Source organism: Sphingobacteriia bacterium (assembly GCA_017304685.1).
GTDB lineage: Bacteria > Pseudomonadota > Alphaproteobacteria > Rickettsiales > 33-17 > JAFKLR01.
In genome coordinates this window covers 387977-413704 of the sequence record JAFKLR010000003.1, presented here as the reverse complement: position 1 = coordinate 413704, position 25728 = coordinate 387977, and the positions used below count along the sequence as shown (strand labels likewise).

General features: G+C 29.7%; 22 protein-coding genes. 17 read left to right on the top strand and 5 right to left on the bottom strand.

The features are described from left to right. The first annotated feature begins 5 nt into the window (after positions 1-5). The 3 genes from J0H68_01925 to J0H68_01915 all read left to right on the top strand — a co-directional run bounded on the left by J0H68_01925 (position 6) and on the right by J0H68_01915 (position 3969). Entirely contained in the window at positions 6-2063 is a 2058-nt protein-coding gene (locus tag J0H68_01925; protein MBN8827448.1) for an NADH-quinone oxidoreductase subunit G, read from the top strand. A gap of 1 nt (position 2064) precedes the next feature. Beyond that, complete coding sequence (gene nuoH / locus J0H68_01920; GenBank protein MBN8827447.1) at positions 2065-3087, top strand: NADH-quinone oxidoreductase subunit NuoH; 1023 nt, start codon at positions 2065-2067, stop codon at positions 3085-3087. 183 nt (positions 3088-3270) lie between these two features. Next, positions 3271-3969: a MerR family transcriptional regulator gene (locus tag J0H68_01915; GenBank protein MBN8827446.1), complete on the top strand. Its 699-nt coding sequence runs from the start codon at positions 3271-3273 to the stop codon at positions 3967-3969. Positions 3970-4280: 311 nt separating this feature from the next. Here J0H68_01915 and J0H68_01910 read toward each other — a convergent pair whose 3' ends face one another. Continuing rightward, positions 4281-5219: an amidinotransferase gene (locus J0H68_01910; protein MBN8827445.1), complete on the bottom strand. Its 939-nt coding sequence runs from the start codon at positions 5217-5219 to the stop codon at positions 4281-4283. Between the two features lie 194 nt (positions 5220-5413). Here J0H68_01910 and nuoI point away from each other — a divergent pair, with 194 nt between their 5' ends. Further along, complete coding sequence (gene nuoI, locus J0H68_01905; protein MBN8827444.1) at positions 5414-5896, top strand: NADH-quinone oxidoreductase subunit NuoI; 483 nt, start codon at positions 5414-5416, stop codon at positions 5894-5896. Between the two features lie 52 nt (positions 5897-5948). Here nuoI and J0H68_01900 read toward each other — a convergent pair whose 3' ends face one another. Continuing rightward, positions 5949-6143, bottom strand: a complete 195-nt coding sequence (locus J0H68_01900; GenBank protein ID MBN8827443.1) for a hypothetical protein — start codon at positions 6141-6143, stop codon at positions 5949-5951. 527 nt (positions 6144-6670) lie between these two features. Here J0H68_01900 and J0H68_01895 point away from each other — a divergent pair. Genes J0H68_01895 through J0H68_01860 form a run of 8 tightly spaced genes read left to right on the top strand, consistent with a single transcriptional unit; the run spans position 6671 to position 14311 of the window. Beyond that, complete coding sequence (locus tag J0H68_01895; GenBank protein MBN8827442.1) at positions 6671-7303, top strand: NADH-quinone oxidoreductase subunit J; 633 nt, start codon at positions 6671-6673, stop codon at positions 7301-7303. Positions 7304-7313: 10 nt separating this feature from the next. After that, the gene (gene nuoK, locus J0H68_01890; protein ID MBN8827441.1) at positions 7314-7622 is read left to right on the top strand and encodes an NADH-quinone oxidoreductase subunit NuoK; all 309 of its coding nucleotides are present in this window, start codon (positions 7314-7316) and stop codon (positions 7620-7622) included. A gap of 5 nt (positions 7623-7627) precedes the next feature. Continuing rightward, on the top strand, positions 7628-9559 hold the full coding sequence (gene nuoL / locus J0H68_01885; GenBank protein ID MBN8827440.1) for an NADH-quinone oxidoreductase subunit L: 1932 nt from the start codon (positions 7628-7630) through the stop codon (positions 9557-9559). 7 nt (positions 9560-9566) lie between these two features. Beyond that, positions 9567-10028, top strand: a complete 462-nt coding sequence (locus tag J0H68_01880; GenBank protein MBN8827439.1) for a VOC family protein — start codon at positions 9567-9569, stop codon at positions 10026-10028. Positions 10029-10044: 16 nt separating this feature from the next. Beyond that, on the top strand, positions 10045-10509 hold the full coding sequence (locus J0H68_01875) for a VOC family protein (protein ID MBN8827438.1): 465 nt from the start codon (positions 10045-10047) through the stop codon (positions 10507-10509). Between the two features lie 6 nt (positions 10510-10515). Next, positions 10516-12066, top strand: coding sequence for an NADH-quinone oxidoreductase subunit M (locus J0H68_01870; protein ID MBN8827437.1), 1551 nt, complete (start codon positions 10516-10518; stop codon positions 12064-12066). Positions 12067-12075: 9 nt separating this feature from the next. Continuing rightward, positions 12076-13557, top strand: a complete 1482-nt coding sequence (locus tag J0H68_01865) for an NADH-quinone oxidoreductase subunit N (GenBank protein MBN8827436.1) — start codon at positions 12076-12078, stop codon at positions 13555-13557. Next, positions 13544-14311 (top strand): biotin--[acetyl-CoA-carboxylase] ligase, encoded by a 768-nt coding sequence (locus tag J0H68_01860; GenBank protein ID MBN8827435.1) that lies wholly within the window; start codon positions 13544-13546, stop codon positions 14309-14311. The genes J0H68_01865 and J0H68_01860 overlap by 14 nt, the downstream gene beginning before the upstream one ends. Positions 14312-14349: 38 nt before the next feature. Here the strand turns inward: J0H68_01860 and J0H68_01855 are convergent, their stop codons facing one another. Both J0H68_01855 and J0H68_01850 read right to left on the bottom strand, forming a co-directional pair. Next, the gene (locus tag J0H68_01855) at positions 14350-15849 is read right to left on the bottom strand and encodes a hypothetical protein (GenBank protein ID MBN8827434.1); all 1500 of its coding nucleotides are present in this window, start codon (positions 15847-15849) and stop codon (positions 14350-14352) included. A gap of 194 nt (positions 15850-16043) precedes the next feature. Then, complete coding sequence (locus J0H68_01850; GenBank protein MBN8827433.1) at positions 16044-16325, bottom strand: ChaB family protein; 282 nt, start codon at positions 16323-16325, stop codon at positions 16044-16046. Between the two features lie 209 nt (positions 16326-16534). Between J0H68_01850 and J0H68_01845 the strand changes: the two genes are divergently transcribed. From J0H68_01845 to J0H68_01825, 5 genes are all read left to right on the top strand, one after another. After that, the gene (locus tag J0H68_01845; protein MBN8827432.1) at positions 16535-17035 is read left to right on the top strand and encodes a hypothetical protein; all 501 of its coding nucleotides are present in this window, start codon (positions 16535-16537) and stop codon (positions 17033-17035) included. A gap of 148 nt (positions 17036-17183) precedes the next feature. Further along, on the top strand, positions 17184-18860 hold the full coding sequence (locus J0H68_01840; GenBank protein ID MBN8827431.1) for a ribonuclease J: 1677 nt from the start codon (positions 17184-17186) through the stop codon (positions 18858-18860). A gap of 124 nt (positions 18861-18984) precedes the next feature. Continuing rightward, positions 18985-20220 (top strand): hypothetical protein, encoded by a 1236-nt coding sequence (locus J0H68_01835; protein ID MBN8827430.1) that lies wholly within the window; start codon positions 18985-18987, stop codon positions 20218-20220. A gap of 239 nt (positions 20221-20459) precedes the next feature. Beyond that, on the top strand, positions 20460-21707 hold the full coding sequence (locus J0H68_01830) for an MFS transporter (GenBank protein ID MBN8827429.1): 1248 nt from the start codon (positions 20460-20462) through the stop codon (positions 21705-21707). Between the two features lie 4 nt (positions 21708-21711). Beyond that, the gene (locus J0H68_01825) at positions 21712-24963 is read left to right on the top strand and encodes a PDZ domain-containing protein (protein MBN8827428.1); all 3252 of its coding nucleotides are present in this window, start codon (positions 21712-21714) and stop codon (positions 24961-24963) included. Here J0H68_01825 and J0H68_01820 read toward each other — a convergent pair. After that, a complete protein-coding gene (locus J0H68_01820; protein MBN8827427.1) occupies positions 24950-25576 on the bottom strand; it encodes a hypothetical protein in 627 nt (208 codons plus the stop codon). The two genes, J0H68_01825 and J0H68_01820, sit on opposite strands and share 14 nt — an antisense overlap. Between the last annotated feature and the right edge of the window lie 152 nt (positions 25577-25728).

Here is a 25728-nt window from a genome sequence, read left to right as displayed (position 1 = left end):
TCCTTATGCCGAAGCTAATCATTAACGGTAAAGAAATTGAAGTAGAAAACGGTTTAACTCTCATTCAAGCTTGTGAAATTGCTGGTGTTGAAATCCCACGTTTTTGCTATCATGAAAAGCTTAAAATTGCGGGTAATTGCCGTATGTGCTTAGTTGAAATGGAAAAAGCACCAAAGCCAGTTGCTTCATGTGCAATGCCAGTTGCAGAAGGAATGGTAATTCATACAGACTCACCTCTTGTTAAAAAAGCTCGTGAAGGTGTCATGGAATTCCTTCTTATTAACCACCCTCTTGATTGCCCTATTTGCGATCAAGGTGGAGAATGTGATCTTCAAGATCAAGCGTATGCATATGGTAAAGGTTCAAATAGGTTTCATGAAAATAAAAGAGCTGTAAAAGATAAATATATGGGGCCATTAATTAAAACCCATATGACGCGTTGCATTCATTGCACAAGATGTATAAGATTTACACAAGATATTGCGGGTGTTCCTGAGCTTGGCGCTGTTGGCCGCGGTGAACACATGGAAGTTACAACTTATGTTGGAAAAGCAATTTCTTCAGAATTATCAGGAAATATTATTGATCTCTGCCCTGTTGGCGCTTTAACTTCTAAACCTTATGCTTTTAAAGCAAGAAGCTGGGAATTAAGGCATACAGAATCAATTGATGTACTTGATGCAGTAGGATCAAACATCCGAATAGATGCTCGCGGAAAAGAAGTTATGCGTATTTTACCAAGTCTTCACGAAGGAATTAATGAAGAATGGATTTCTGATAAAACAAGATTTGCATGCGATGGTTTAAAATATCAGCGGTTAGACAAACCATATATTAAAGAAGAAGATAAATTTAAAACTGTTTCTTGGGAAACTGCGCTCGAAAGAGTAAAGAAAGAATTTGCAAGCCACAAACCTTCAGAAATCGGGGTGATTTTCGGCAATCAAGTTGAAGCAGAAAGCATGTTTTTAATGAAAAAAATCTGCGAAGATTTAAACATTAAATATATGGATGGTAGCGGTGACCTTAAACTTGATTATTCAAATAGAATGTCTTACCTCTTTAACACAACAATTGAAGGAATTGAACAAGCAGATTTATGCTTACTTATAGGTAGCAATCCTCGCTATGAAGCAAGTTTAATAAATGCTCGTATCAGAAAAACTTGGCTTAATTCAAACAGAACTTTACCTATTGCATCTATTGGTGAAGTAGATGATCAAACATATCCAGTAGAATTTTTAGGTAATAAAATTTCTGTACTTCGTGACTTAATTTCTGAAAAACATGCTTTTAGCGAGAAACTTAAAAATGCTAAAAAACCAATTATAATTATTGGTGATAATGTCCTTAAACGTGAAGATTCATTACAAATACAATCATTAATTCAAGAATTAAGTGATAAATATAATATTATTCGTGAAGATTGGAATGGTTACAACGTTCTTCACCAAGCAGCCTCAAGAATTGCTGCACTTGACTTACATTTAGTACCAGGAAGAGATGGCAAAACAGGAAAAGAAATTATTGAAGCTGCAAAAAATGGTGAAATAAAATTACTTTATTTGCTAGCATGTGACGATTATGATTTATCAGGCTTACCAAGCACATGTACTGTAATTTATCAAGGTCATCATGGTGATAATGGAGCACATAACGCTCATATTATTTTACCAGGTGCAGCTTATACTGAAAAGAATGGGTTGTTTTTAAATCTTGAAGGTAGAGTGCAAAAAACAAAAACGGCTGTCACAGCACCAAATATGGCAAAAGAAGATTTTAAAATTCTTTCAGATTTAATGAAAATTATGGGTAGACTTAAACCTTTTGAATCATTAAATGAAGTTAGAAAAGCGATGTTTGAATATGTTCCGCACTTTTCTAAAACTGACTTTATTACCCCAGCAAAAATTGCAAAATTAGGGATGAAAGGTGAAATATTAGACACACCAATTTCTTCAGTTTGCAAAAATTATTATATGACCGACCCTATTTCAAGAGCATCAAGAACTATGGCTGAATGCGCAAGAACTTTCAAAAAAACCGAAACTGAGGCAGCGTAATATGGACCTAAATATGTGGATTGATGCTTTTTTCAAATTACTAGAGATTGTAATAAAAATTTTATTTCTAGTTGTTCCATTGATTGTATGCGTTGCTTATTTAACCTATGCAGAACGTAAAGTTATAGCCGCAATTCAATTGCGCAAAGGCCCAAACGTTGTTGGACCTTTCGGTTTACTTCAACCACTTGCTGACGGCATTAAACTTGCTTTTAAAGAAATTATCGTACCAAAACAAGCTAATAGTGTAATTTTCTTACTTGCCCCTATGGTAACATTCTTCTTAAGCCTCGTAGGTTGGGCAGTTGTTCCAGTTAGTGAAAATATGGCAATCGCAAATATTAATGTTGGTGTTCTTTTTTTGTTAGCAATTTCTTCGCTTGGTGTATACGGGATTATCATGGCTGGTTGGGCGAGTAATTCAAAATATGCATTCCTTGGAGCTATTCGTTCTTCAGCACAAATGATTTCATATGAAGTATCCATGGGTCTTGTTATTATAACCGTTTTGCTTACTGTTGGTTCTTTAAACTTACAGGACATAGTGCTCGCTCAAAAGCACATACCTTGGTATATCGATATTTTATTATTACCAATGGCGGTTGTATTTTTCATTTCTATTTTAGCAGAAACTAACCGCTTACCATTTGATTTACCAGAAGCTGAAGCGGAACTTGTTGCGGGATATAACGTTGAATATTCATCCCTTACATTTGCTATGTTCTTCCTTGGGGAATATGCGAACATGATTCTTACAAGTTCGATGATGGTAATTTTATTTATGGGCGGATGGTTACCACCTTTTAACTTAGAATTCTTAAACTTTGTTCCAGGATTTGTTTGGTTTGCAGCAAAAGTTGCATTTGTCCTTTTCTGTTTCCTTTGGGTACGTGGTTCTTTCCCAAGATATAGATATGATCAATTAATGCGCTTAGGTTGGAAAATTTTCTTACCCTTATCACTTATTTGGGTAGTATTAATTGCAAGCGTCCTTATGCTTACTGATAATTTACCGAAGGTGTAGTATTTATATAAACAAAACTTAAAATTTCTTTCTATCTTATAAGTTTTGTTTATAACTTCATTATATTAATACTAAGGTATTATCTTTATATCAATTTATTAAACTCTTCTAGTATTTTATATAATATCTCTTGACCTTAACGCTACGTTAGAGATTAGCCTATAGCTTATAAGGAGTAAAACAATGGCTAAATGGTATCCAAAAGAGTTTAGTAAACTTACAAAAATTTCGGTAAGAACCTTACATCATTATGATGATATTGGATTACTTAAGCCGTCAATACGTTTACAAAATGGCTATCGCTTATACTCTGAAGCTGATTTATCAAAGTTACAACAAATTGTTTCTCTAAAATTTTTTGGTTTTAAGCTTTCCCAAATCGCACATTTTTTAAGCAACGATTGCAATAGCTATGTTGAACAACTACATGCTCAAAAAAGATGTTTACAAAAGCAAATTGAATCTTTAACCGAAGCTACAAAAGTTTTAGATGAAACAATTGACTCACTAGTAAAGAAACTTGAGATAGATTGGAAAATTACTATTAAATTAATTGAGGTATATACTATGACACAAGAACTAGAACAAACTTGGGCAGGTAAGATTTTTTCAAAAGATCAGCTAAAAGATTTCGCTGAACTTAACACTCGATATTCAGAAGAAGAAAAAAAGAATTATGAAAACAAATGGGCAGAATTAATTCAAAAAACTATTCAACACCTTGATCACAGTCCATTAAGCAATATAGGAAAAAAATTAGCAAAAGAATGGATGGATCATGTCAATTCAGTGTATGGTAAAGAAAATGCTATCTTACGTACTACTATCGGGAGGATTACAAAAAAGGAGAGATTCCCGATTCTCCTATTCCGCAAAACGTAGTATTATGGATCGATCAAGCTTTCAAAGCTTATTATAATGAACGTAGAGAAAATATTATTACGGAAATTCATAATAATATAATAGAAGATCCAAAAAGTTATATAGGTAAAAACTTAGCTAAAAAATGGATTGAATTAATGGATGAAATATTTGGTGATGATATAAAACTAAAAGAAGATTTCTATGAAGCTTATTTTAACGCCCCTGATACTTCTTTTACACTCCAAGTAAAAGAGTGGCTTAAAGAAGCTATGAAATATGTATAAATTTAATAAAGAATGGGGTGATTTTATCACTCCATTCTTAAATCCTTACATCTCTCTTAAAATTGGTCTGGTTAAACAGGTTGCGCCGCCCTCAGCTTTTTTAGAAATCTCATTTCCTTTATAAATGTGAACCTTACAACCAGCTTGTTCTAAACGAGCTTTTGTAATTACATTCCCCTCAATTGTAAGACAAACATTCGGTTTAATTGCAAGAACATTTGGGCCCATTTTAGCAAATTCTTCTTCTGGGACTTCAATTAATTCAAAACCTTTTTGTTCTAAAATTTCAATAAAAGAAACTGGAAGCAATTTTGAATATACTAAAGCTTTTTTATGATCAATTAAACTTATGAGAGATTGTAAATGTAAACATGCTTCTTTACCTTGGTCATATGGCAATTCAATTTGAACAACTTCAATACCATATGGTTTAACCGCATCTTTAATTTGATTTATTCCTTCTTGATTTGTTCTAAAACCACGACCTATTGCTAAAGTTTTATCATCTAGCCAAAGAATATCACCCCCTTCAGCAGTAGCTGTACCTTTAAGCTCGTAAAGAATTGGAATATTTAATTCAATAAATTTTTTCTTCATTGCTTCTTCTTCACCACGACGAAGCTCTTTTCCCATTCTTAAAATTATTGCACCGTAATCAGTAATAACTGCAGGATCGTGAACAAAAATTGCATCCGCATGATTCTCTAGAATTTGATTATGATAAATAACCTCAACTCCTTCACTTTTTAAGATTTCAACAAAATCATTATGTTCTTTTATAGCTTCATCTAAAATTGGTTTACTCGTATAATGCCATTTTACAGAATCAACATTGCCAAAAGACAAATCAGGCTTTCTTACTAAAACTTTTTTTAAACTACCAACCATTGTTTGACCACCATAAGTTGTATCAGCAATACTTAACGGTGAAAAAATAACATTACTTACTATAATAAAACTAGTTATTAATAATGATTTTTTCATAATTTTCTCCTAAAATTATTATTAGTTTATGTAATTTATAGTTGTATAAATGATTTTCCAATGTATAATAGCAGTTGTACAAATAAATCTTGCGTTAACAATTTTTATCTTGTAAATCAAATCATTATAAGTAAGAATCTTGTACAATTGCAAGTATTGATAAATTTTTTTAGAAAATCGATGAGGCTTTAGTAATGTTTAATAAACAAGCGCGTTCCTTTCTTCTTTCAGAGTTGGTTTCGGGAATGATCTTAACTTTAAAATACATGTTTAAAAAACCTGTTACTATAAATTATCCGTATGAAAAATCAGCGATAAGCCCACGATTTCGTGGTGAGCATGCATTAAGACGCTATCCTAATGGTGAAGAAAGATGTATTGCTTGTAAACTTTGTGAAGCAATTTGCCCTGCTCAAGCGATTACAATTGAAGCAGAAGAACGTAAAGATGGTAGCAGAAGAACCACTCGCTATGACATTGATATGACTAAATGTATATATTGTGGTTTTTGTCAGGAAGCATGCCCAGTTGATGCAATTGTTGAAGGTCCAAATTACGAATTTGCAACTTATACTCGTGAAGAGTTATTTTATGATAAAGAAAAGTTGCTAAAAAATGGAGCTGTGTGGGAACAACAAATCGCAGAAAATATTAAGAAAGAAGCTGAATATAGATAAATCATTTTATTTTTAAATAAAATGATTTTGGCCTAATAAAAATATAGTGTAATTAATTAAACATTAAATCACTTTTATCAATTAATTCTTTTATACTTTCTTCCATACCTATATATGATACGTGTTTTATAATTAATAAAGTTAAGAAAAATAAACCTAAAACAATAAACAAAGAAATCATTTTTTTATAAAACTCTTCATTTACTTTAATCGTTCTTAAAATTATCAAATAATTATATTTTAGCATTCTAAATTGATAGATAAAAGGTATTAAGAAAGTATATATCTTTTCTAAAAACCATTCTAAAATAATAAAAATTATAAGGGAATATTTTGATTGCGGGTATGATTTAAAAGTAAAAATATCATATAAGATATAAAAGATATAACTTATAATAAAATAACCGATTAAAAATAATATTTGATAAGTAACTCCACCGTAAAATGCACTTCTGAATATCTGAAACAAACCTACAATAAAGAAACTTACTAAAAAATTATTCCTACAAATTTTATAAAATTTATTACTTAAAAAAAAACTCATATGTTTTATATAGAAAATTAATAAATTAATTATATTACAACATTATTTTTTGCAGTTTTCAATTTAATTTTTTGAAATATATACTTTAATAAAAAGAAACTTTTTCATTTTATTATCTAGACAACAAATAATTTTTCTATTTCTCAATATGATAATTATTGTAATATTTCATTTCGAGTAGTATTAATTATTAGACATTATATTTTTTGTATGAGTTTTTAGGTAACAAAATGGTAGAACTTTTTTCCTCAATGGCATTTTATTTGTTTGCCTCACTAATGATCATCTTTTCACTAATGGTTGTAACGCTTAAAAACCCTGTTCATTCAGTTCTTTCTTTAATTATGGTTTTCTTTAATGCAGCTGCCCTATTTGTTTTAATAGGAGCTGAATTTGTAGCTATGACTTTAATCATTGTTTACGTTGGTGCTGTTGCAGTGCTATTTCTATTCGTGGTAATGATGTTAGATATTAATATAAACGAATTACGTAAAGGTTTTAGCCAAAACATTCCTTTTGCTTTAAGCGTTGGAGTAATTCTGCTTATTGATTTATTTGTAGTTATTACTAAATCATTTGCCCGTGCAAGTGAAACTAATTTCTTTTACCTTCCTGCACTACCTGCAACCACAACTAACACACATCAGCTTGGAAGTGTTTTATATACCGATTATATTTTCCCATTTCAAATTGCAGGGATTATTCTTTTAGTTGCCATGATTGGTTCTATCGTATTAACACTTCGTTCAAGACCAAACGTAAAAAAACAAGATATTGCGAATCAAATGACAAGAACAAAAGAAAATTCTATTAAAGTAATTTCAGTAAAAACTGGAGAAGGTATCAATGGAATCTCTCAATAACTTAAACTTAATGAATATATCAATTTTTCATTATCTAATTTTATCAGCAATCTTATTTACAATTGGTGTCGCTGGAATATTTATTAACCGTCGTAATATCATTGTGATTTTAATGTGCGTGGAACTTATGCTTCTTGCAGTAAATATTAATTTTGTGGCAGCTTCAATGAAGCTTGGACAACTAACAGGACAAGTGTTTTCAATATTTATTTTAACTGTAGCGGCTGCAGAAGCTGCAATTGGCCTTGCGATACTTGTAATTTATTATCGTAATCGTAATTCAGTTTCCCTAGACGATGTTAATCAAATGAGAGGATAATTTAAATGATAGAATTAATTGTTGGTTTACCCCTCTTAGGTTCATGTGTAGCGGGAATTTTTTCACGCAAAATTTCTCATTTAATGGCGCAAGTTATTACAACAAGTTTAGTAGTAATTGCCTTTATTATTTCGTGCAAAACATTTTATGATGTTTGTTTGCAGGGTAAAGTGCTACATGAAGTATTATTTAATTGGCTTAATATTCCAGGATTTTTCACATATTGGTCTATTAAAGTTGATAGCTTAACTGCAGTTATGCTTATAGTTGTAACTTCAGTTTCTTCTCTTGTACATTTATATTCAATTGGCTATATGCATGATGATCCTGATGTACCAAGATTTATGAGTTATTTATCTCTCTTTACATTTTCAATGTTAATGTTAGTTACCTCAGATAATTTACTTCAACTTTTCTTCGGTTGGGAAGGAGTTGGGGTTTGCTCATATTTATTAATTGGGTTTTGGTTTAAAAAAGAATCAGCATATAAAGCTGCTATGAAAGCCTTTATTGTTAATCGTGTTGGTGATTTTGCATTTATTATAGGGATATGCGCAACTTACGTAATATTTAACTCTATTCATTTTGACAGTATTTTCCCAGTAGTAGCTACTAAATTAAATGAAGTAATTCAAATAGGCCCATTTAGTGTAAATGCAATTAATTTTATTTGCATAGCGCTATTTTTAGGTGCAATGGGTAAATCAGCCCAAATTGGTCTACATACTTGGCTTCCTGATGCGATGGAAGGTCCTACTCCTGTTTCTGCATTGATTCATGCTGCAACAATGGTTACCGCAGGTGTATTTCTAGTAGCAAGATTTTCTCCTGCGTTTGAATATTCAGAAATTGCTCGCAATATGATTGTTATTATAGGAGCAATTACTTCAATATTTGCAGCTTCAATCGCTTTAACTCAAAATGATATTAAAAAGATAATTGCTTATTCAACATGTAGTCAACTTGGATATATGTTTATGGCATGTGGTTTATCAGTTTATGCTGCAGGGATTTTTCACCTCGCAACACATGCATTCTTTAAAGCCCTTCTCTTTTTAAGTGCGGGTAGTGTAATTCATGCAATGAGTGGCGAACAAGATATAAGAAGAATGGGTAATTTATGGAAAAAAATTCCTGTTACTTATTCAATGTTTTGGATTGGTTCTCTTGCAATTGCTGGCTTCTGGCCCTTTGCTGGATACTATTCAAAAGATGCAATATTAGAAGCAGCGTTTATGTCTAATTCTAAAATCGGCAACTTTGCTTTTTATTTAGGTTTAACAGCAGCCTTCTTTACAACTTTCTATTCATGGCGTTTAATTTTTAAAGTTTTCCATGGTGAAAAAAATTACGATGCAACAGTTGAAAGTCATATTCATGAATCTCCCTTTGTCATGCTTATGCCATTATTAATTTTAGCAATAGGAGCAGGATTTGCAGGTTTTGTAGGCCATGACGTTTTTCATGTTCTTGAATCAAATCATGAATTTTGGCATGGAGCAATCAAAGTGCTTCCTGAACATAATTTGTTAGAAGTCATTCATCACACTCCTCAGAATATAAAAATAGCTCCTATGGTTCTTGGAGGAATTGCAATTGGCCTTGCGTTTTTAATGTATTTAGTTATGCCAAAATCTAGTGATAAACTCATAAAAACTTTCAAAATACCATATTTAATGTCTTATAATAAATATTATTTTGATGAAATTTATAATACATGCTTTGTACGTCCAATTAAAAAGCTAGCTAATTTTGCATGGAATTATTTAGACAAAAAAATTGTAGATGATTTAGGGCCAAATGGATTTAGTAAATTAACAAAAACATTTTCAAAATATGTGAGTCACTTACAAACCGGTTATGTTTATCATTACGCTTTTGTTATGCTTGTAGGACTGCTTATTATGATTAGTTGTTATATTATAATAAAATTATAGAGTTTGTATGGAAGATATTAAAATTCGCCCTGGACAAAATTTATTAACTACAACACTTTCTGTTGCAGATACAAATAAATCGCTTGAATTTTATACTAAAGTTTTTGGTTTTTTTGTTCATCAACAAGTAGAACATAGGAACGGAAAAATTTTATTCGCACGTCTTACTTATAATGGTTATAACATTGTACTTTCAGAAGCAGGCATATTAGGAGCTGAAAAAACTATGTTACCTCCTGTAATAACAGGACACAATAGCCCTATAAGCCTTTATATTTATTGTAATAATCTTGAAGAAAAATATGAAAAATTTAAAAGTTATGGTTTAACTTTTTTAGAAGATATTAAGCTACAATTTTGGGGCGATAAAATTTTTAGGGTAGTAGATATAAATGGCTACATTTGGGATTTTGCTCAAATGATTCAAAGTGAAGTGATAGAAGATTTAATTCCTGACGAATTAAAATAAGATGGATGGGATTGATATGCAAAATAAAAATAATGAAAATTTAAGTTTACCTGACAATATTGGCGCAATGATAACCAATTTGGCAGTTATAAATATAGAAAAATCAATTGAACTTTACACAAATTTATTTGGTTTTGAAATAGTTGAATGCGCTGAAAATGATGAAGGTAATATAATTTTTGCTATTTTAACCTATCAAAATTCAAGTATTATGTTACATGAACCAAAAGCATATAAAGGACAAATTCCTCATCCTATGACTCCGCCTATTGAAAAAGACGGCCCTCTTGTTGTAACTTTTTATTTGTACACAAATAACGTTCGGGAAAAATTTAAAGAATTTCAAAATCATAATTTAACTATACTTCACGAACCAACGGTACAGTTTTGGGGCGATACTACCCTTAGAATTAAAGATATTAATGGATATATATGGGATTTTGCTGAATTCAGAATTCCTTATGAATCACATAAAATGTAGGTATTTATGATAAATTTCCCTTTACTTTCAGTTTTAATTTACCTTCCTTTAATTTGTGCTGGCATTTTGCTTTTTTTCTTTAATAACAAAAATATAGCAAATATTAAGCAAGCTAAAATTCTTACTTTATCAGTTACAATTATAAATTTTATTATTTCATTAATAGCTGCAGTAATTAGTTTAGGAATTATAAACAATCCACTAAGTAGTACTTCATATCCTAATTTTGTTTTCCTAGAATATTATGGAAATGCTACACCAATCCTAGGTGTTGATGGAATGGCTTTATCATTGATTGTACTTACTACTTTCTTAATGCCTCTTTGTATTCTTGCTAGTGAAAAAATTAAGGAAAGAACTGTTTTCTTTTTAATAAGCTTTTTAGTTCTTGAAAGTATTATTATTGGTGTTTTTTCAAGCCTTGATTTATTACTTTTCTACATATTATTTGAAGCATCGCTTATTCCAATGTTTTTAATTATTGGTATTTGGGGAGGCGACAATAGAATATATGCTGCTTTTAAATTCTTTTTATATACCTTCCTAGGTTCAGTATTTTTACTTATTGCTATAATTTACCTTTATAGCCAATTTAAGACCTTTGACATTTGGACGCTAACAATCAATGCACGTAATTTACCATTTGATATTCAGCAATATCTATGGTTTGCTATGTTTGCTTCTTTTGCAGTTAAAGTACCAATGTTTCCTGTTCACACCTGGTTACCTGATGCACACGTTCAAGCTCCAACAGCTGGTTCTGTAATACTTGCAGGAATATTATTAAAATTAGGTGGTTATGGCTTTTTAAGATTTTCAATTCCAATGTTTCCTGAAGCATCGGTCTATTACGCCGATTTTGTTAGTGTGTTAAGTATAATTGCCATAATTTACGCATCTATTGTTGCATTTGCTCAAAAGGATATGAAGAAAATGATCGCTTATTCTTCAATTGCCCATATGGGATATGTAACTATTGGAATTTTTACCACAGCTAAAGGCTTTGACTTAACTAATAAAACATTAGTTATTACTAATGAAACAGGTTTTTATGGCGCAATTTTTCAAATGATTAGCCACGGTATAGTTTCAGCAGCACTTTTCTTAGTTGTTGGTTCACTTTATGATCGCATGCATACTAAAGAAATTGCAGCTTATGGTGGTGTTGCAGAAAGAATGCCATTACTTGCTACTTTCTTTATGGTGTTTATGCTTGCCTCAGTTGGTTTACCTGGAACAAGTGGATTTGTTGGAGAATTTTTAGTTATATTATCTGTATTTAATAACTATAGCACTATAGCTGCTACATTTGTTGCATTTGGTGTAATTGTTGGGGCTATGTACATGCTGTCACTTTATGCTCGTACAATGTTTGGGGAAATAAAGAATTCTAATGTTATTACACTAGAAGATTTAAAAATGAGAGAGATAGTTATATTTGCTCCACTTGCAATACTCACTATAGTTTTAGGGTTTTACCCTTCTCTAGTTAATAACATTTTACATAGTTCCATTAAGAACTTACAACCTATAGCAACTGTGCTAAATTTAAAGTAGGAATAGACAATGCAGTCAGAATTAATGAGAAATATATTATCAAATAAAATACTATTTCCTGAAATTTCAATATTATTCATTATTATTACAACACTTCTTATTGGCGTTTTTTCTAAAAAAAACCGTGTAAGTTTTCTTAGCTATCTTTCTGCAGGGCTTCTTATTATTCCTTTAATATTCTTATATGATTTAGGAAGTTTTCATTACCTACATTATTCAATAAATTTAAATGATATTTATTATATAGATTCAGTAACCATAGTTTTTAAAGCTCTTTGCATTTTTGCTACCATAATTACGCTTCTAATGTTAGGTTCGGTTAAAAATACCTCAAATAGTGAATATCAATTTGAGCTTCCTACACTACTTTTATCTTCATTACTTGGAATGCTTGTTATGGCTTCATGTAATAATTTACTCGTAATGTATATGGGTATTGAGTTACAAACTCTTTGTTTATATATACTTGCAGCTTCAAGAAGGGATAATACTCGTTCGACAGAAGCGGGCTTAAAATATTTTATTTTAAGCGTTCTTGCATCAGGTTTACTCCTTTATGGAATTTCACTTGTTTACACCTTTACAGGAACAATTAGCTTCAGCGCCCTTTCATCGCTTTATAATAACGAATTTATAGATATTCATAATGTTCCAATAGCAATTTTAATTGGCTTGATTTTAATTTTAGTAGCATTTTTCTTTAAAATTTCAGCCGTTCCATTTCATATGTGGACACCTGATGTTTATGAAGGCTCACCAACAATTTTTACTGCATTTTTCTCATCAGCACCAAAAATTGCCGCTCTTTGTTTAATTATTAGAATGTTTGACTTTATTTTTAGTCGTTGGCATGAATATATGAATCAAATATTTATTTTCGTTGCAGTAATTACTATGTTAATTGGTGCTCTTGCTGCTGTTAAACAAAATAAAATTAAAAGGTTACTTGCTTATAGTTCCATAGGTCACATGGGTTTTGTATTATTAGGATTTGTTGCTAATAACACTCTTGGTAATCAAAGTATTCTTTTATATATAATGATTTATGCAATCATGACTTTAGGAACATTTGCATGCATTATTATGATTGAAGAAAACACTGCTCATTTTGAGAATATTCATGACCTTGCAGGTCTTTCTAAATCGAATCCGTATTTAGCAGCAATAATTGCTATTTTAATGTTTTCAATGGCAGGAATTCCTCCACTTGCAGGCTTCTTTGCAAAATTTGCTATTTTAAAAACAATTATAAATAGTGGTTATGTAATGCTTGCAACAATTACAGTAGTCATTTCTGTAGTTTCAGCTTATTATTATTTGAATATAGTAAAAATCATGTATTTTGATCAAGATAATCAAAATTTAGTAGTTCAACCTTCCTTAGGGCTTTCAGCTATTGCAAGCTTAATGGCAGCTATAAATTTATTATTTATATTGATGCAAAATTCTTTTGGTAAAATTTTAAACTTCGCATTTTATGAAATACACTAATTGGCAAGACGAATTTACAGTTTTAATCTACGACCAAATTGATAGTACTAATACTGAAGCTCAGCGAATTGGTAGACGTGGTTTGAGAAATAATTTTTTACTTTGGGGTAAAATTCAAACCGAGGGGCATGGAAAATATGGAAGAGCGTGGCTTTCAAATCCTGGAAACTTAACTTTTTCTTTGTTAATTAATAAACCTTATTTAATTGATCATGCAAGTCAATTGGTATTTGTTACAGGCGTTGCACTAGCAAAAACTTTAGAGGCTTTATCACATAAACATTTTTCGCTTAAATGGCCGAATGATGTTATATTAAACGATAAAAAATGCGCTGGAATATTACTTGAAAGTGGAATTAGCGCTGGTTCTGATAATGTTGATTATTTAGTTATAGGAATTGGATTAAATATAAATAATCACCCTGACTTACCTGAACGAAAACTCCCTGCTACAAGTTTAACAGCTGAAAATATTAAGCTCGAAGATGATGTAATCCTGGATCATTTCATGAATAATTTTCTTAAAACTTTTTCTGAATGGGAAAAAAATGGATTCACTAATATTAGAAAAAGTTGGTTAGATCATGCCTATGGCTTAAATAATTATACTGAAGTAAGTTTAAATAAAGACACTATACTTAAAGGTTATTTTACAGGTATTGATGAAAGAGGATTATTCATTATAACCGATGAAAATAATGTTCAAACTAAAGTTTCAAGCGGTGAAGTTTTCTTCAAACAATTATTAGGTTAAAGCTCAACGTTTAATTTTTTTAATTAAAATTTATTAACCTATCTGTACATTATGTTTTCTTCCTGTTTTGAAGTATTTTCTTTTTTAAGTTCTTTAAATTTTTCTTCTCTTTCGCGAATTGATTTACCGTGCATTGTAATAGTATGATCTAATATTTCATCTATTAACTTTGCTGGCAATTCCGAATGCATTTGATACGCAATATGATATTTATTTTCAATCGCCTGATTCTCTGCTGTGCTTTTTTCTATTTCCATAGGTAAGAAATATTCTTTGATTCTATTTGGTATTAATGAAGTAAGAAAATTTGGTGCTATAGATAAAATAAATTTAAAGATGGGCGCAGTAAATTTATAAAACACGCTACTCTTCTTTATGTTTTCTTTATTCGCTCTTCTCTCGGGGGCTAAAAAAGTATAACCAAAATTAAGCAGATCTTTTAAAGACGAAGTTAGAATTGAACTTCTTTGTTTTTCAACTTCATTTTGTACTAAAGTTACTATAGGAAATTCTTCAATATTAGAATCTGAATAAGAAATTATAATACGATTATCATAAACGATATCATTTTTTTTAAATTTCCTTGTCTTGTTTGCCGTAACAAAGCTTTTAAAAATTTCAATATTTTGATCTTTAATTACTATATCTGGCAAATCAATATATTTTAAATTAGGCGCTACATCTCCACCTAATTTTAAAAATATATTTTCAAGTATAATATTTGGCCAATGCTTCCCTTTTAATTGTAACATTTTAAGTGATTCATTCTTAGCAAGAGCTGAGTAAATTTGACTTACCTCACTATCAATTGGATTGGTATTACTTGCGTCCTGTAAACTTAAAACTTCAATTACGTTATTTGTTTCTAAAAAGTTTGCCAAAGCCGGAACAATACCAGTAGTTCTAGATCTATAAGAGTGTGCTAAAGGATGTATATTAAAATTAAGTGGTATATATAATTCTTTTAATGTTTTATTATTAGCTAAAGCATTAAGTATTAACGCAATTCCCCCATTATTATATAAATCAGAATTCATACCGCCAGCAAGTTTTAAAACTTCTAACGAAGTATTACTTTCTAAAGCTTTAGCAATAACTTCAGCTCCAACTTCAGTAATTCCTAAATTATTATCTAAATTTAATGATTTAATTTTATTGCTATTAATAAGAGTTGCTAGTTGCTCACAATGATCTGCTAATTGTTCATCATGTTGTTCTGAATATTTTATATCAAAAAAACAATTATTAAATGTTAAGTTAACCAGACTTTTATTTTCTTCTGAAGCTAGAAACTCCAAAAAATTTACAAAATTTTGTGCATGTTCCTCATAAGGGATGTTTTGAGGACGTTGATAATAATCTACAATTATCACTCCGCTGATTTCATTATTATCTTTTAAAGCCAAGACTAAATCATTTAATGTATTATTTCTAAAAAACGATTCACTTATACGAATAGAACCTTTAATTTCTTTTGTTTTAATTTTTTCAATATCTTCTTTATTAGTAATTAAAATGGCTTCGTTTTTTGATAACATGATTAGTCTACAATATATTAATATAATAGCCTTACATTAACGCATTTTAAACCTCTAGTCAATTTTCTATGTTTTTCAATTAATTATGTAAATAGGTATAATTAAAGCATTTATAGCTATTAAAATGTAAAAACACATCATTTTAGCTATAAATGCTTTAATTACATGAAGTTTAAAGTTAAAAATTATGAAAATTATATGCTGCTGAATATACTATTTTGAGCACCTCTTAATTTGCTTTTAGTCATAGTTCTCTTTTGAGCACTACGTTTTCCTGAAGCTCTGTCTTTTTTAGAAAATTTTTTAGCTTCGTTCCAAGCAATATTGTGAGCCATTTTCATTTTGCGTTCAAAAGGCGACTTATTACATTCCTTCCAAATTCTATTAAACGCCCAAATATAAACTTCTTGAAGATGTGGACTTAAGCCACTTTTAACGTCATTTGGTAAATTTGCAATTGTAGTATAAAATAACATAACGACTCCTCCTCCTTATTTGAAATAAAATTTAAATAAAGTCTAAGTATCGCGTAGAAGTTGAAAAACTTCATATATTTTATATTAACACAAAAAAATAAAATTACAGCATTAAATTGCTGAAAAATATAATTTTCTTTAAATTTTTTTTAAAGCAATATACCTTCTCTTTACCTTTAGTAGTTATCGAAAAAATAAAAGAGGAAGATATGAGTAAAATAAAAATTATATTCAAAACATTTGAAATTAGTAAATCACATAAGTTATTTACTAATTTAGATATAGAGGTAGACCTTGAAAATCTTTCAAAAGAAATTTCAAATGTTAAAGAATTACTAGGTAGATTTCTAGAATATCAAATCGAGTATATAACTGTAATTTATAAACAAAATAAAGAAACAGAAAATTTGAAGCAAAATTTTAATGTCATTAGAGAAGAATATATAAATTACTATCTTTCCAAAATCGAACGTGAGTTAATGAATAAAGAATATAATTTAGTTGAATTTACACTAACTAACTTAGGAAATATATCAATTAATTATAGCTTTAATAGTACTTATCCAAAATATTCTGAGGTTTTAATTGATTCCCCTATCAGCAACATTAATAATTTTCACAATAAAGTTATTAATAAACTAAAGAATGCTACTTACCGACTTAGTGTTGAAACCCAAAATGATATAATTCCTCAAGAACGTCTTATATAATGCATATATAAAGGCTATATATACTTAAATTTTTGTTTGGACATTTATACCTTAAAAGAGTATAAAACATGATATTATTTAAAACTTTCCATAAAACAATACATTTTACTATTGTCAAAAAAATACAATAAAAAATTTAAGAGACTATATGACTATAAACCTTAATCACTACAAAGATAAATTATTATTTGTTCCTTTAGGCGGATCAGGTGAAATCGGCCTTAATCTAAACCTTTATCAATATGACGGCAAATGGATAATGGTTGATTTAGGAGCAGGTTTTGCTGACGATTACCTTCCAGGCGTTCAAATTATTGTACCTAATATTGATTTTTTAGCACAAATTAAAGATAAATTATTAGGTATTGTGCTAACACATGCCCATGAGGATCACGTTGGTGCTATTAATTACTTGTGGGATGAAATTAAAGCCCCTATGTATGCTACACCTTTTACCGCTAATTTTATTAAAGCAAAATTTGTTGAAAGCGTTGGATCAAGTGCACATGCGAAAATTAAAGAAGTACCAATGAATACACGTACCAAAATTGGCCCATTTGATATTGAAATGGTTTCTTTAAATCACTCTGCTCCAGAAATGCAGGCTTTATTTATAAGAACAGAAGGAGGAAATATTTTCCACACTGGTGACTGGAAATTTGACCATGACCCGGTTCTAGGTTCACCAAATGATGAAGCATTACTTAAGCAACTTGGAGATGAAGGAGTTGACATTCTTGTAGGTGACTCAACCAATATTTTTAATGATGGATTCTCAGGATCAGAGGGCGATTTAGCTAAAAGCTTGGAAAAACTAATTCTTGATTGTAAAGGCTTAGTAACTGTAACAACATTCGCTTCAAACCTTGCTAGACTTGAAACAATAATTCGTGCCGCACAAGTTGCAGGAAGAAAAATTGTTGTATCAGGACGTAGTATTTGGCGTGTTATTCACGCTGCAAGAGATGCAGGTTATCTTCAAGATGCCCCAGAACTTATGGATGACAGAAGCTTTGGTAATTTTGATCGCCGTGAACTTCTTTTAATTTGCACAGGATGTCAAGGTGAACCACTTGCTGCAACTACTAAAATTGCAACCGGTAATCATCAAAGCATTAGGTTTGTACCAGGGGATACTGTAATTTTCTCTTCAAAAATTATCCCTGGAAATGATAAAGCAATCTTCAGGCTTTTTAATATGTTTGTAAAGCAAGGGGTAGAAGTTTTAACTGAACGTGATCATTTCGTACACGTATCAGGGCACCCTGCTCGTGGTGAACTTAAAAAAATGTATACATTACTTAGACCTAAAACTGTTATTCCTGTTCATGGTGAGTTAATTCATATGCATGAACATGCAAAATTTGCAAGAAGCATTGGCGTTCCGCATGTTGTTGAAGTTGAAAACGGTGACCTTGTATTACTAGGACCTGATAAACCAGAAAAGTTAGCAGTTGTTGAAGCAGGAAGGCTTGCAGTAGATGGTTATTATTTAATTCCTTCTAATTCTCCAGTTATTAAAATGAGAAGAAGGCTTAAAAATGATGGAATAGTTGTTTGCGTAATAATTGTTGATAAAAACTACCATATTATTAATCATCCTGTACTTAAAACATATGGCGTAATTGATGATAAGGAAGAAAGAGGATTAATTGAAGCCATTTTAGAAGAAGTAGTTGCATCAGTTGAAACAAGGCGTTTAACTAAAACTAGTAAAACTAATCTTGAAGATTTTAACAATAATATTAGATCAGTAATTAAAAGATTTATTGAAAAAGAAGTAGGTAAATCTCCTGTTATTGAATTACACTTAGAGAGAATGTAATACTTCTCTCTAATACCATAAACAATCACCTTATTTTTCTATTGAAAAAATAATTAATTTTTTAATTATTTTTTCATATCAAGTATGTTATAATTTAATTATAACAATAAAAATTATAATTAAAATGGTAACACCTCAAATAACTCCAGATGCGCATTTAAATCAACTGAATGATGGCCTGTTAATAATTTCTAACCAATTTCAAGAAATTAATAGTGAGATTGAGAAATTAACCAACCCTAAACAGGCTCAAAGAGCTGAAATCACTCAATCCCAAATTTCTAATGTAATTCAAAAGGGTTATATTGCTCTTAATTCAAATATAATACCTGCTACTGAAGGTTTATTAAAATTAATGAAAGGTAAAGAGCGTTTAGAAGCGGAAAAACAATTAAAAGAAATAAAAGATATAGTAAAAAAAATGAAAGCTATTGAAAACCGTAGAAATGGTAATGGTTTATGGGCAATAGCACATTTATTTACAAGTTTAATAATAAAAATTCAGGTGTTTATAAATAATATTTATATAAATAATAGACTTAAATCTGAGGCTAATAAGAATAAAACACATGATATACAAAAAGAACTTGTTATCGAATTTCTTAAAAAAAATGAGTTTTCAGATGAAGAGATTGAAAAATACCTCTCTTTTTATAAAAAAATACTACAAAATAACTCTTTAAATGATGAAGAAAAAAGAGAATTTAAAAAATTAAAGAATAAATCAGACACTTTTTCTATAACTAATTTCATTAAAGATAAAATTGTTGAACAGAACAGTTCAAAAGCTGAAGTAAAATTATTAAAAGAACTTAATGATAAGGTAGAATCATTTGAAGATAAAGAATTAGAGTTTATATATCATTTTATGAAAAATGTTCATAGGTATGAAGAATCAAAAGAAAGGTACCAAGCCCAATTAATGGATTATGAACGAGAAATGCTTGCTTATAAAACGCGTGATAATTTTAAATATAATGTTTTAGCAATAAAATTAAACGGTTTAGAAAAAGATAAAAATAAAAAAGTTCCAAAACACTTAATAGAAAAATTTGAGCAAACTTTCGGAACTAAATATAATAAATCTGATTTATTTAGTAAATCAATAGAAAATTATCAAAACATAATATCTACTTCAATAACTCATTTAGAAGAAATTAAGGAAACTTTGTTACCGTTAACAAAGTATAATGAAGGTAAGTTACAAACTAAAGAAATGAAGGCTAATTTACAAGAACTTAATGTATTACATAAAGAATTAGACAAGCAAATTAAAATTGCTCGTAAATTAAAGATTGAATTTGACAAAATTTTACAAGAAGGGCAAAAAAAAATCTTATCAGCAGATTTAAGCAGATAAAATATCATTTTAATAAAATAACAAACGACAGGCAAAAATTTTATATAAAATTATCATTATTTTATAACAAAATAATGATTCTACTTTTCCTATAGTTTCCCTTAAAAATTTATCTTGTAATATTACCTTAAAAGGGTGTTATTATTAGTAAACAAAATACAAGATAAGCATTAAGGAGAATTATGCTAAGAAAATTATTCAATTACCTTTCTAGTAAAATTGTTTATTTTAGGCCACGCATGCTAATAATGCTAATTTTGGGTCTTTCAAGCGGTTTACCTCTTGTGCTTACTGGCACCACATTAACAGTCTGGTTACATGAAATTGGAGTAAATAAAACAACAATCGGATTATTTGCTATAGTTACAATTCCTTATTCATTTAAATTTATTTGGGCTCCAATTATTGACTTTATGAAAATTCCTATGCTTACAAATCTGCTAGGAAGAAGAAAATCTTGGCTTATTACTACGCAATTTTTCCTTATTATTGCAATTATCTTACTTGCTTATTCTGATCCAGTAACTCGTTTAACTTATACTGCTCTTGCAAGTATATTTCTTGCATTTTGCTCCGCTACTCAAGATATTGTAGTTGATGCTTACAGGTTAGAATTACTATCAGAAAAAGAACAAGGGCCAGGGGTTTCCTCATATGTTATTGGATATAGAATTGGAATGCTAATTTCAGGCGCACAAACATTATTTATGGCTGAATTCTTTGAATGGTCTACTGTTTATGCACTTATGGCTATAGTTATATCAGGTGTAATGGTATTTGTTTTCTTTATACCAGAACCAAAAGTTAATCTTACATCGAAAGTTAATTATTCAATTAAAAAAGTCGATGGAATATTTGAAATTATTCAAAAAACAATTCTAGCTCCTTTTGCAGATTTTATTCAAAAGAAAAATTGGATTGCTCTTTTACTCCTTGCGATGCTTTATAAACTAAGCATAGCTTTTGCAGGTCATATTTCTCAGATCTTTTATGTTGAACTTGGCTTTAGTAAAGGGGATATAGCAACTTACGTGAAAAGCTATGGATTAATTGCAACCATAACAGGCACATTTATTGGCGGAGCTTTATTATTTAAAGTAGGTTTAAATCGAGCACTTTGGATATGCGGAATTATGCAAATGGTTTCTTGCTTAATGTACATAGTTCAAGAATATTTTGGCTATAACAAATTAGCATTAGTATTTACAATTAGTATTGAAGATTTAGCTTCTGGTATGGGTGGAGCTGTTATGCTTACTTATTTAAGTACTCTTTGTACTAATCCATTATTTACAGCTACCCAATATGCATTAATAAGCTCAATTTCCTCTTTTGGTAGAACATTTATTTCAACAGGTTCAGGATTTGTAGCTGAAAATTTAGGTTGGACAGGATTTTTTATATTTTCTACTTTACTCTCAATCCCTGGTTTAATAGTATTGGGCTACTTAAATTTTAAAGGCTCAATAAAAAAATATAAGGTGTAGAGCGATGAAAAAATTATTACCTTTCTTTCTAACATTTTTATGCTTCTCATTTAATAACGCTAATGCAGCTAATGAAGGTTACTTTCAAGAACCAGATATAAATGGCGACAATATAGTTTTTGTTAGCGACAACGATTTATGGCAAGTTAATAGAACGGATGGTAATCCAATAAGATTAACGAGTTTTTATTCACAAATACATACACCTGTGTTTTCTAAAGATGGTTCAAAAATAGCCTTTTTAGGTACTCATCACGGCGCTGGTGATATTTATGTAATTAATAAAAATGGTGGTACCGCCCAAAGAATTACCTTTGTTGGTGTTCCTAGAATGAGAATTATCCACTGGGATGAAAAAAATTACATTTATTTCACTTCTCCTTATAAAAACCCTTTTGGTTATAACCATATTTATCGTGTACATCCAGATATTAGAACTATAGAAAAATTACCTTTAGGTCCTGCAACATTTTATAGTACCAATGGAAAAGCCAAAGTTTTGCAACGTACACAATATAATGAATTTGGTTATTGGAAAACATACCGCGGTGGAGCTAAAGGTGACATTTGGATTGATAGCGAGGGTAACGGAAAATTTCATGAGTTTGTAAAATTAGAAAGTAATTTAAATCGACCAACAATCATTAAAGAACGTGTATATTTTCTTTCTGATCATGAAAATGTCGGAAAAATTTATTCTTTAAATTTAGATGGTCAAGATCTTAAAATTCATTCAAATAACAAAGATTTTTATGCAAGAAATTTTAGAAGTGATGGCAACAATATAGTTTATACAGTTGCAGGTGAAATATATATATATGATATCTCCAATGATAAAAATGAATTATTAACTATTAATTTTCCAGCTAATAGAAAGCTTAAAGAAGAGAAGTTTGTTAATCTTAAAGAATATTATGAACATTATTCACCTCATCCTACTAAAGATTTAATAGCTTTTATAGTTAGAGGCCATCCTGTTATTACACATTTTTATAATGGAACTACAATTAGGATTGGTAAGGAAAAATATCGTTACAATATTATTGAATGGGCAGAAAAAGGTGAATTTATTATAGCCTCTTCTAGTCATACAGATTCTGACTGTATTCATATATTTGATACCAGCAATTTTGAAGAAGTTTATACTTTTAATAAATTTAAATTTGGTAGAATCAAATCTATTATTCCGGCTTATAATGCTAAAAAAATTGCAGTAACAAATTCGGAAGGTGAATTATTTTTAGTTTCTTATAGTAAAAATAATACCGAAATAGTAAAAGTTGATAAATCTGAGCGTAGCGTAATTAATGAAATAAGTTGGTCAAACGATGATTTACATTTTACTTATGCCGTTACTTCAATGAGCTTAGGTGATTACAATTCATTTCCAAGATATAAATTAAAACTTTATTCAGTAAAAGATAATAAAAGTGTTGATCTTACAGAAACTCATTATAGCAGTTTCTATCCTATTTTCGATACTTATAAACGTTATATATATTTTATATCGGATAAAAATCATGTACCATATAGGGAAGCTCATGATGCAAATATCATTTTTCCACTGTTCTCAAAACCATATTTGATGACAATGAATCATGAAGTGCCTATGCCATTTGTTAATTCTTTTAATTTTAACCAAATTATTGAAAGTCAAAATAATACCCAAGCTATAATTAACGTTAAAAATTCACATAGAAGAATTGCTCCCTTCCCTGTAAATGATTTAGTCTACAATAAAATTTTCGCTCATAATAACCGTGTATGGTTTTTATCGAGTCAACCTTCTCCAGAAATAATGTGCTTTGACTGCAAAAATTTCAAAGAGGAAAATAAGAAATCTTTACATTTATTTGATTTTGAAAAAAACAAATTACTATCTGTTGCAGAAGGAATTGACGATGCAATTTTAACCCGAAATGGCGAAGCATTTTTAATTAGAATAGATAATAATTTTAGATACATATCTTCTGCACATACTTCAAATCCTAAGCAAACTCAATTTTCCTCAAAAGAAACTGGGGTAGAAAGCGGATGGCTTAATATTGATTTAAGCTTAAAAATCTCCCTGCAAGATGAGTGGAAAAAGATCTATAACGAAGCTTGGAGCTTACTGAGAGAAAAATTTAATAATCCACGTATCAAATCAGTAGATTGGTTTAAAATTCGTGATAAATATTATCCATTAATTGATAAAGTAAGCACACGAAGTGAATTAAATGACGTATTATGGGAAATGCAAGGTGAATTAAGAAGCTCTCATGCTTATGTATGGGGTGGTGACTTTGTAAATTACTCTAAAGAAAAAATAGGGAAATTTGCCTGTAACTTCAAATATGATCCTGAATATAAAGCTTATAGATTTGAAACTATTGTTCGTGGAGATCCAGGTAATATGAAAGCTTGGTCACCACTTAAGCACCCTGGTGTAAAAATTAAAGATGGCGATTTATTATTCAGTATCAATAATCAAAAACTAACAAAGGAATTCACTCCTGAGCAAGCCCTTTTACATAATGATAATGGTAAAAAGGTTTTATTAGAAGTTGCTTATAGAAATGGCAAAAATAGAAGATTCGTAAATGTTTCAGTTTTAGACCATGAAGATGAAATCTATTACAGAGATTATATTAAGAAAAGACGTGAATATGTAAGTAAAAAAACTAATGGTAAAATTGGTTATATCCATATTCCAGATATGACAGCTGAAGGATTCAGTGAATTCTATAAAGGTTACATTAATCAATTTGATAAAGATGGTTTAATAATTGATATTAGAAATAATCGAGGTGGTTATGTATCATCGCAAATTATTTCAATATTAAATAGAAAAAGAATTGGCTTTAATACTCACAAATTATTTGGCCAAGTCCCATTCCCTTCATATTCTTCTAAAGGCAATTATGTACTTTTAATTAACGAATACACAGCATCAGATGGTGATATTTTTGCAAATGCATTTAAAACCTTTAATTTAGGGCCTGTTATTGGTAAACGTAGTTGGGGTGGTGTAATTGCTATTAATATCGATAAATTCCTTGTTGATGGTGGAGTTACTACTCAACCAGAATTTCCACATTGGTTTAATTCAATAGGTTGGGATATTGAAAATTATGGCGTTGAACCTAATATAGAAGTTGACATTTTACCTGATGATTACATAAATAACCGTGACCCACAACTTGAGAAAGCTATTGAGGAAATGTATAAAGTTATTGCTGAAAATAAAGACGCTGAGCAAATTAATCGAGAGTAATATTGTTTCCTTCTTTTGAAGGACTAATATTACTTTTCCTCTCTTCATCAATACTGCCTCTACGGCTTTTAATTGTTGGTGATGGCGGTCTTTGATATGTAAAGGTCATATAAACTTCATAAGAAACCTTTGCTTGAACAGTATGTTGACCTTTAAATGTCTCTTTAATCTGTTCTAAACTATAAACTGAATTTTCTCTTAGTAAGTAATCACTATCTGCAAGGGGACTAATTTTTTCTCTAATGGCTGATAGATTCCACTTAACATTGTTATCAGGTGTTTTAAAAGAATTTAATAAGCTAATAACTTTAGTATCAAGATAATTAATTATTACCTCTCTTACTTCTCCAATTGTTACATCCTCGAAATTACCTTTTTTATAAATATTTTCGCCTATTATACTTGGGTCAACAAGTAACATAATAATTACTGAGTATGGATTATAACGGCTACATAACAAATTATTACTTACAAGTAAATCATAAAGCGTGTTTATATTCTCTTTTACGTATTCAATATCTTTTATTAAATTAAAACCTTTACTAGCCAATTCTTTTTCTATTTCTTCCTCGATATATTTAATTTGTTCTTCATTTAAATTTTTATTTATCATATTTTTAAATCCTAAGTCTTATATAATTTAAAATGTAATTTTCTTATTGATTGATATAAATCTAGTTAAATAATGAGCTTAATGATGGCAGTGCTGGTTGATTAAATATATAAACTATTTTAATATCTTCATTTTTCAATTAATAGAATATA

Bases quoted from the DNA above. Each gene is read 5' to 3' on its own strand.
- J0H68_01875 (MBN8827438.1), top strand. From the start codon at position 10,045: ATGCAAAATAAAAATAATGAAAATTTAAGTTTACCTGACAATATTGGC.
- J0H68_01825 (MBN8827428.1), top strand. From the start codon at position 21,712: ATGAAAAAATTATTACCTTTCTTTCTAACATTTTTATGCTTCTCATTT.
- J0H68_01925 (MBN8827448.1), top strand. From the start codon at position 6: ATGCCGAAGCTAATCATTAACGGTAAAGAAATTGAAGTAGAAAACGGT.
- J0H68_01850 (MBN8827433.1), bottom strand. From the start codon at position 16,325: ATGTTATTTTATACTACAATTGCAAATTTACCAAATGACGTTAAAAGT.
- J0H68_01870 (MBN8827437.1), top strand. From the start codon at position 10,516: ATGATAAATTTCCCTTTACTTTCAGTTTTAATTTACCTTCCTTTAATT.
- J0H68_01830 (MBN8827429.1), top strand. From the start codon at position 20,460: ATGCTAATAATGCTAATTTTGGGTCTTTCAAGCGGTTTACCTCTTGTG.
- J0H68_01910 (MBN8827445.1), bottom strand. From the start codon at position 5,219: ATGAAAAAATCATTATTAATAACTAGTTTTATTATAGTAAGTAATGTT.
- nuoH (MBN8827447.1), top strand. From the start codon at position 2,065: ATGGACCTAAATATGTGGATTGATGCTTTTTTCAAATTACTAGAGATT.
- J0H68_01835 (MBN8827430.1), top strand. From the start codon at position 18,985: ATGGTAACACCTCAAATAACTCCAGATGCGCATTTAAATCAACTGAAT.
- J0H68_01915 (MBN8827446.1), top strand. From the start codon at position 3,271: ATGGCTAAATGGTATCCAAAAGAGTTTAGTAAACTTACAAAAATTTCG.
- nuoL (MBN8827440.1), top strand. From the start codon at position 7,628: ATGATAGAATTAATTGTTGGTTTACCCCTCTTAGGTTCATGTGTAGCG.
- J0H68_01865 (MBN8827436.1), top strand. From the start codon at position 12,076: ATGCAGTCAGAATTAATGAGAAATATATTATCAAATAAAATACTATTT.
- J0H68_01900 (MBN8827443.1), bottom strand. From the start codon at position 6,143: ATGCTAAAATATAATTATTTGATAATTTTAAGAACGATTAAAGTAAAT.
- J0H68_01845 (MBN8827432.1), top strand. From the start codon at position 16,535: ATGAGTAAAATAAAAATTATATTCAAAACATTTGAAATTAGTAAATCA.
- J0H68_01895 (MBN8827442.1), top strand. From the start codon at position 6,671: ATGGTAGAACTTTTTTCCTCAATGGCATTTTATTTGTTTGCCTCACTA.
- J0H68_01840 (MBN8827431.1), top strand. From the start codon at position 17,184: ATGACTATAAACCTTAATCACTACAAAGATAAATTATTATTTGTTCCT.
- nuoK (MBN8827441.1), top strand. From the start codon at position 7,314: ATGAATATATCAATTTTTCATTATCTAATTTTATCAGCAATCTTATTT.
- J0H68_01820 (MBN8827427.1), bottom strand. From the start codon at position 25,576: ATGATAAATAAAAATTTAAATGAAGAACAAATTAAATATATCGAGGAA.
- J0H68_01860 (MBN8827435.1), top strand. From the start codon at position 13,544: ATGAAATACACTAATTGGCAAGACGAATTTACAGTTTTAATCTACGAC.
- J0H68_01880 (MBN8827439.1), top strand. From the start codon at position 9,567: ATGGAAGATATTAAAATTCGCCCTGGACAAAATTTATTAACTACAACA.
- J0H68_01855 (MBN8827434.1), bottom strand. From the start codon at position 15,849: ATGTTATCAAAAAACGAAGCCATTTTAATTACTAATAAAGAAGATATT.
- nuoI (MBN8827444.1), top strand. From the start codon at position 5,414: ATGTTTAATAAACAAGCGCGTTCCTTTCTTCTTTCAGAGTTGGTTTCG.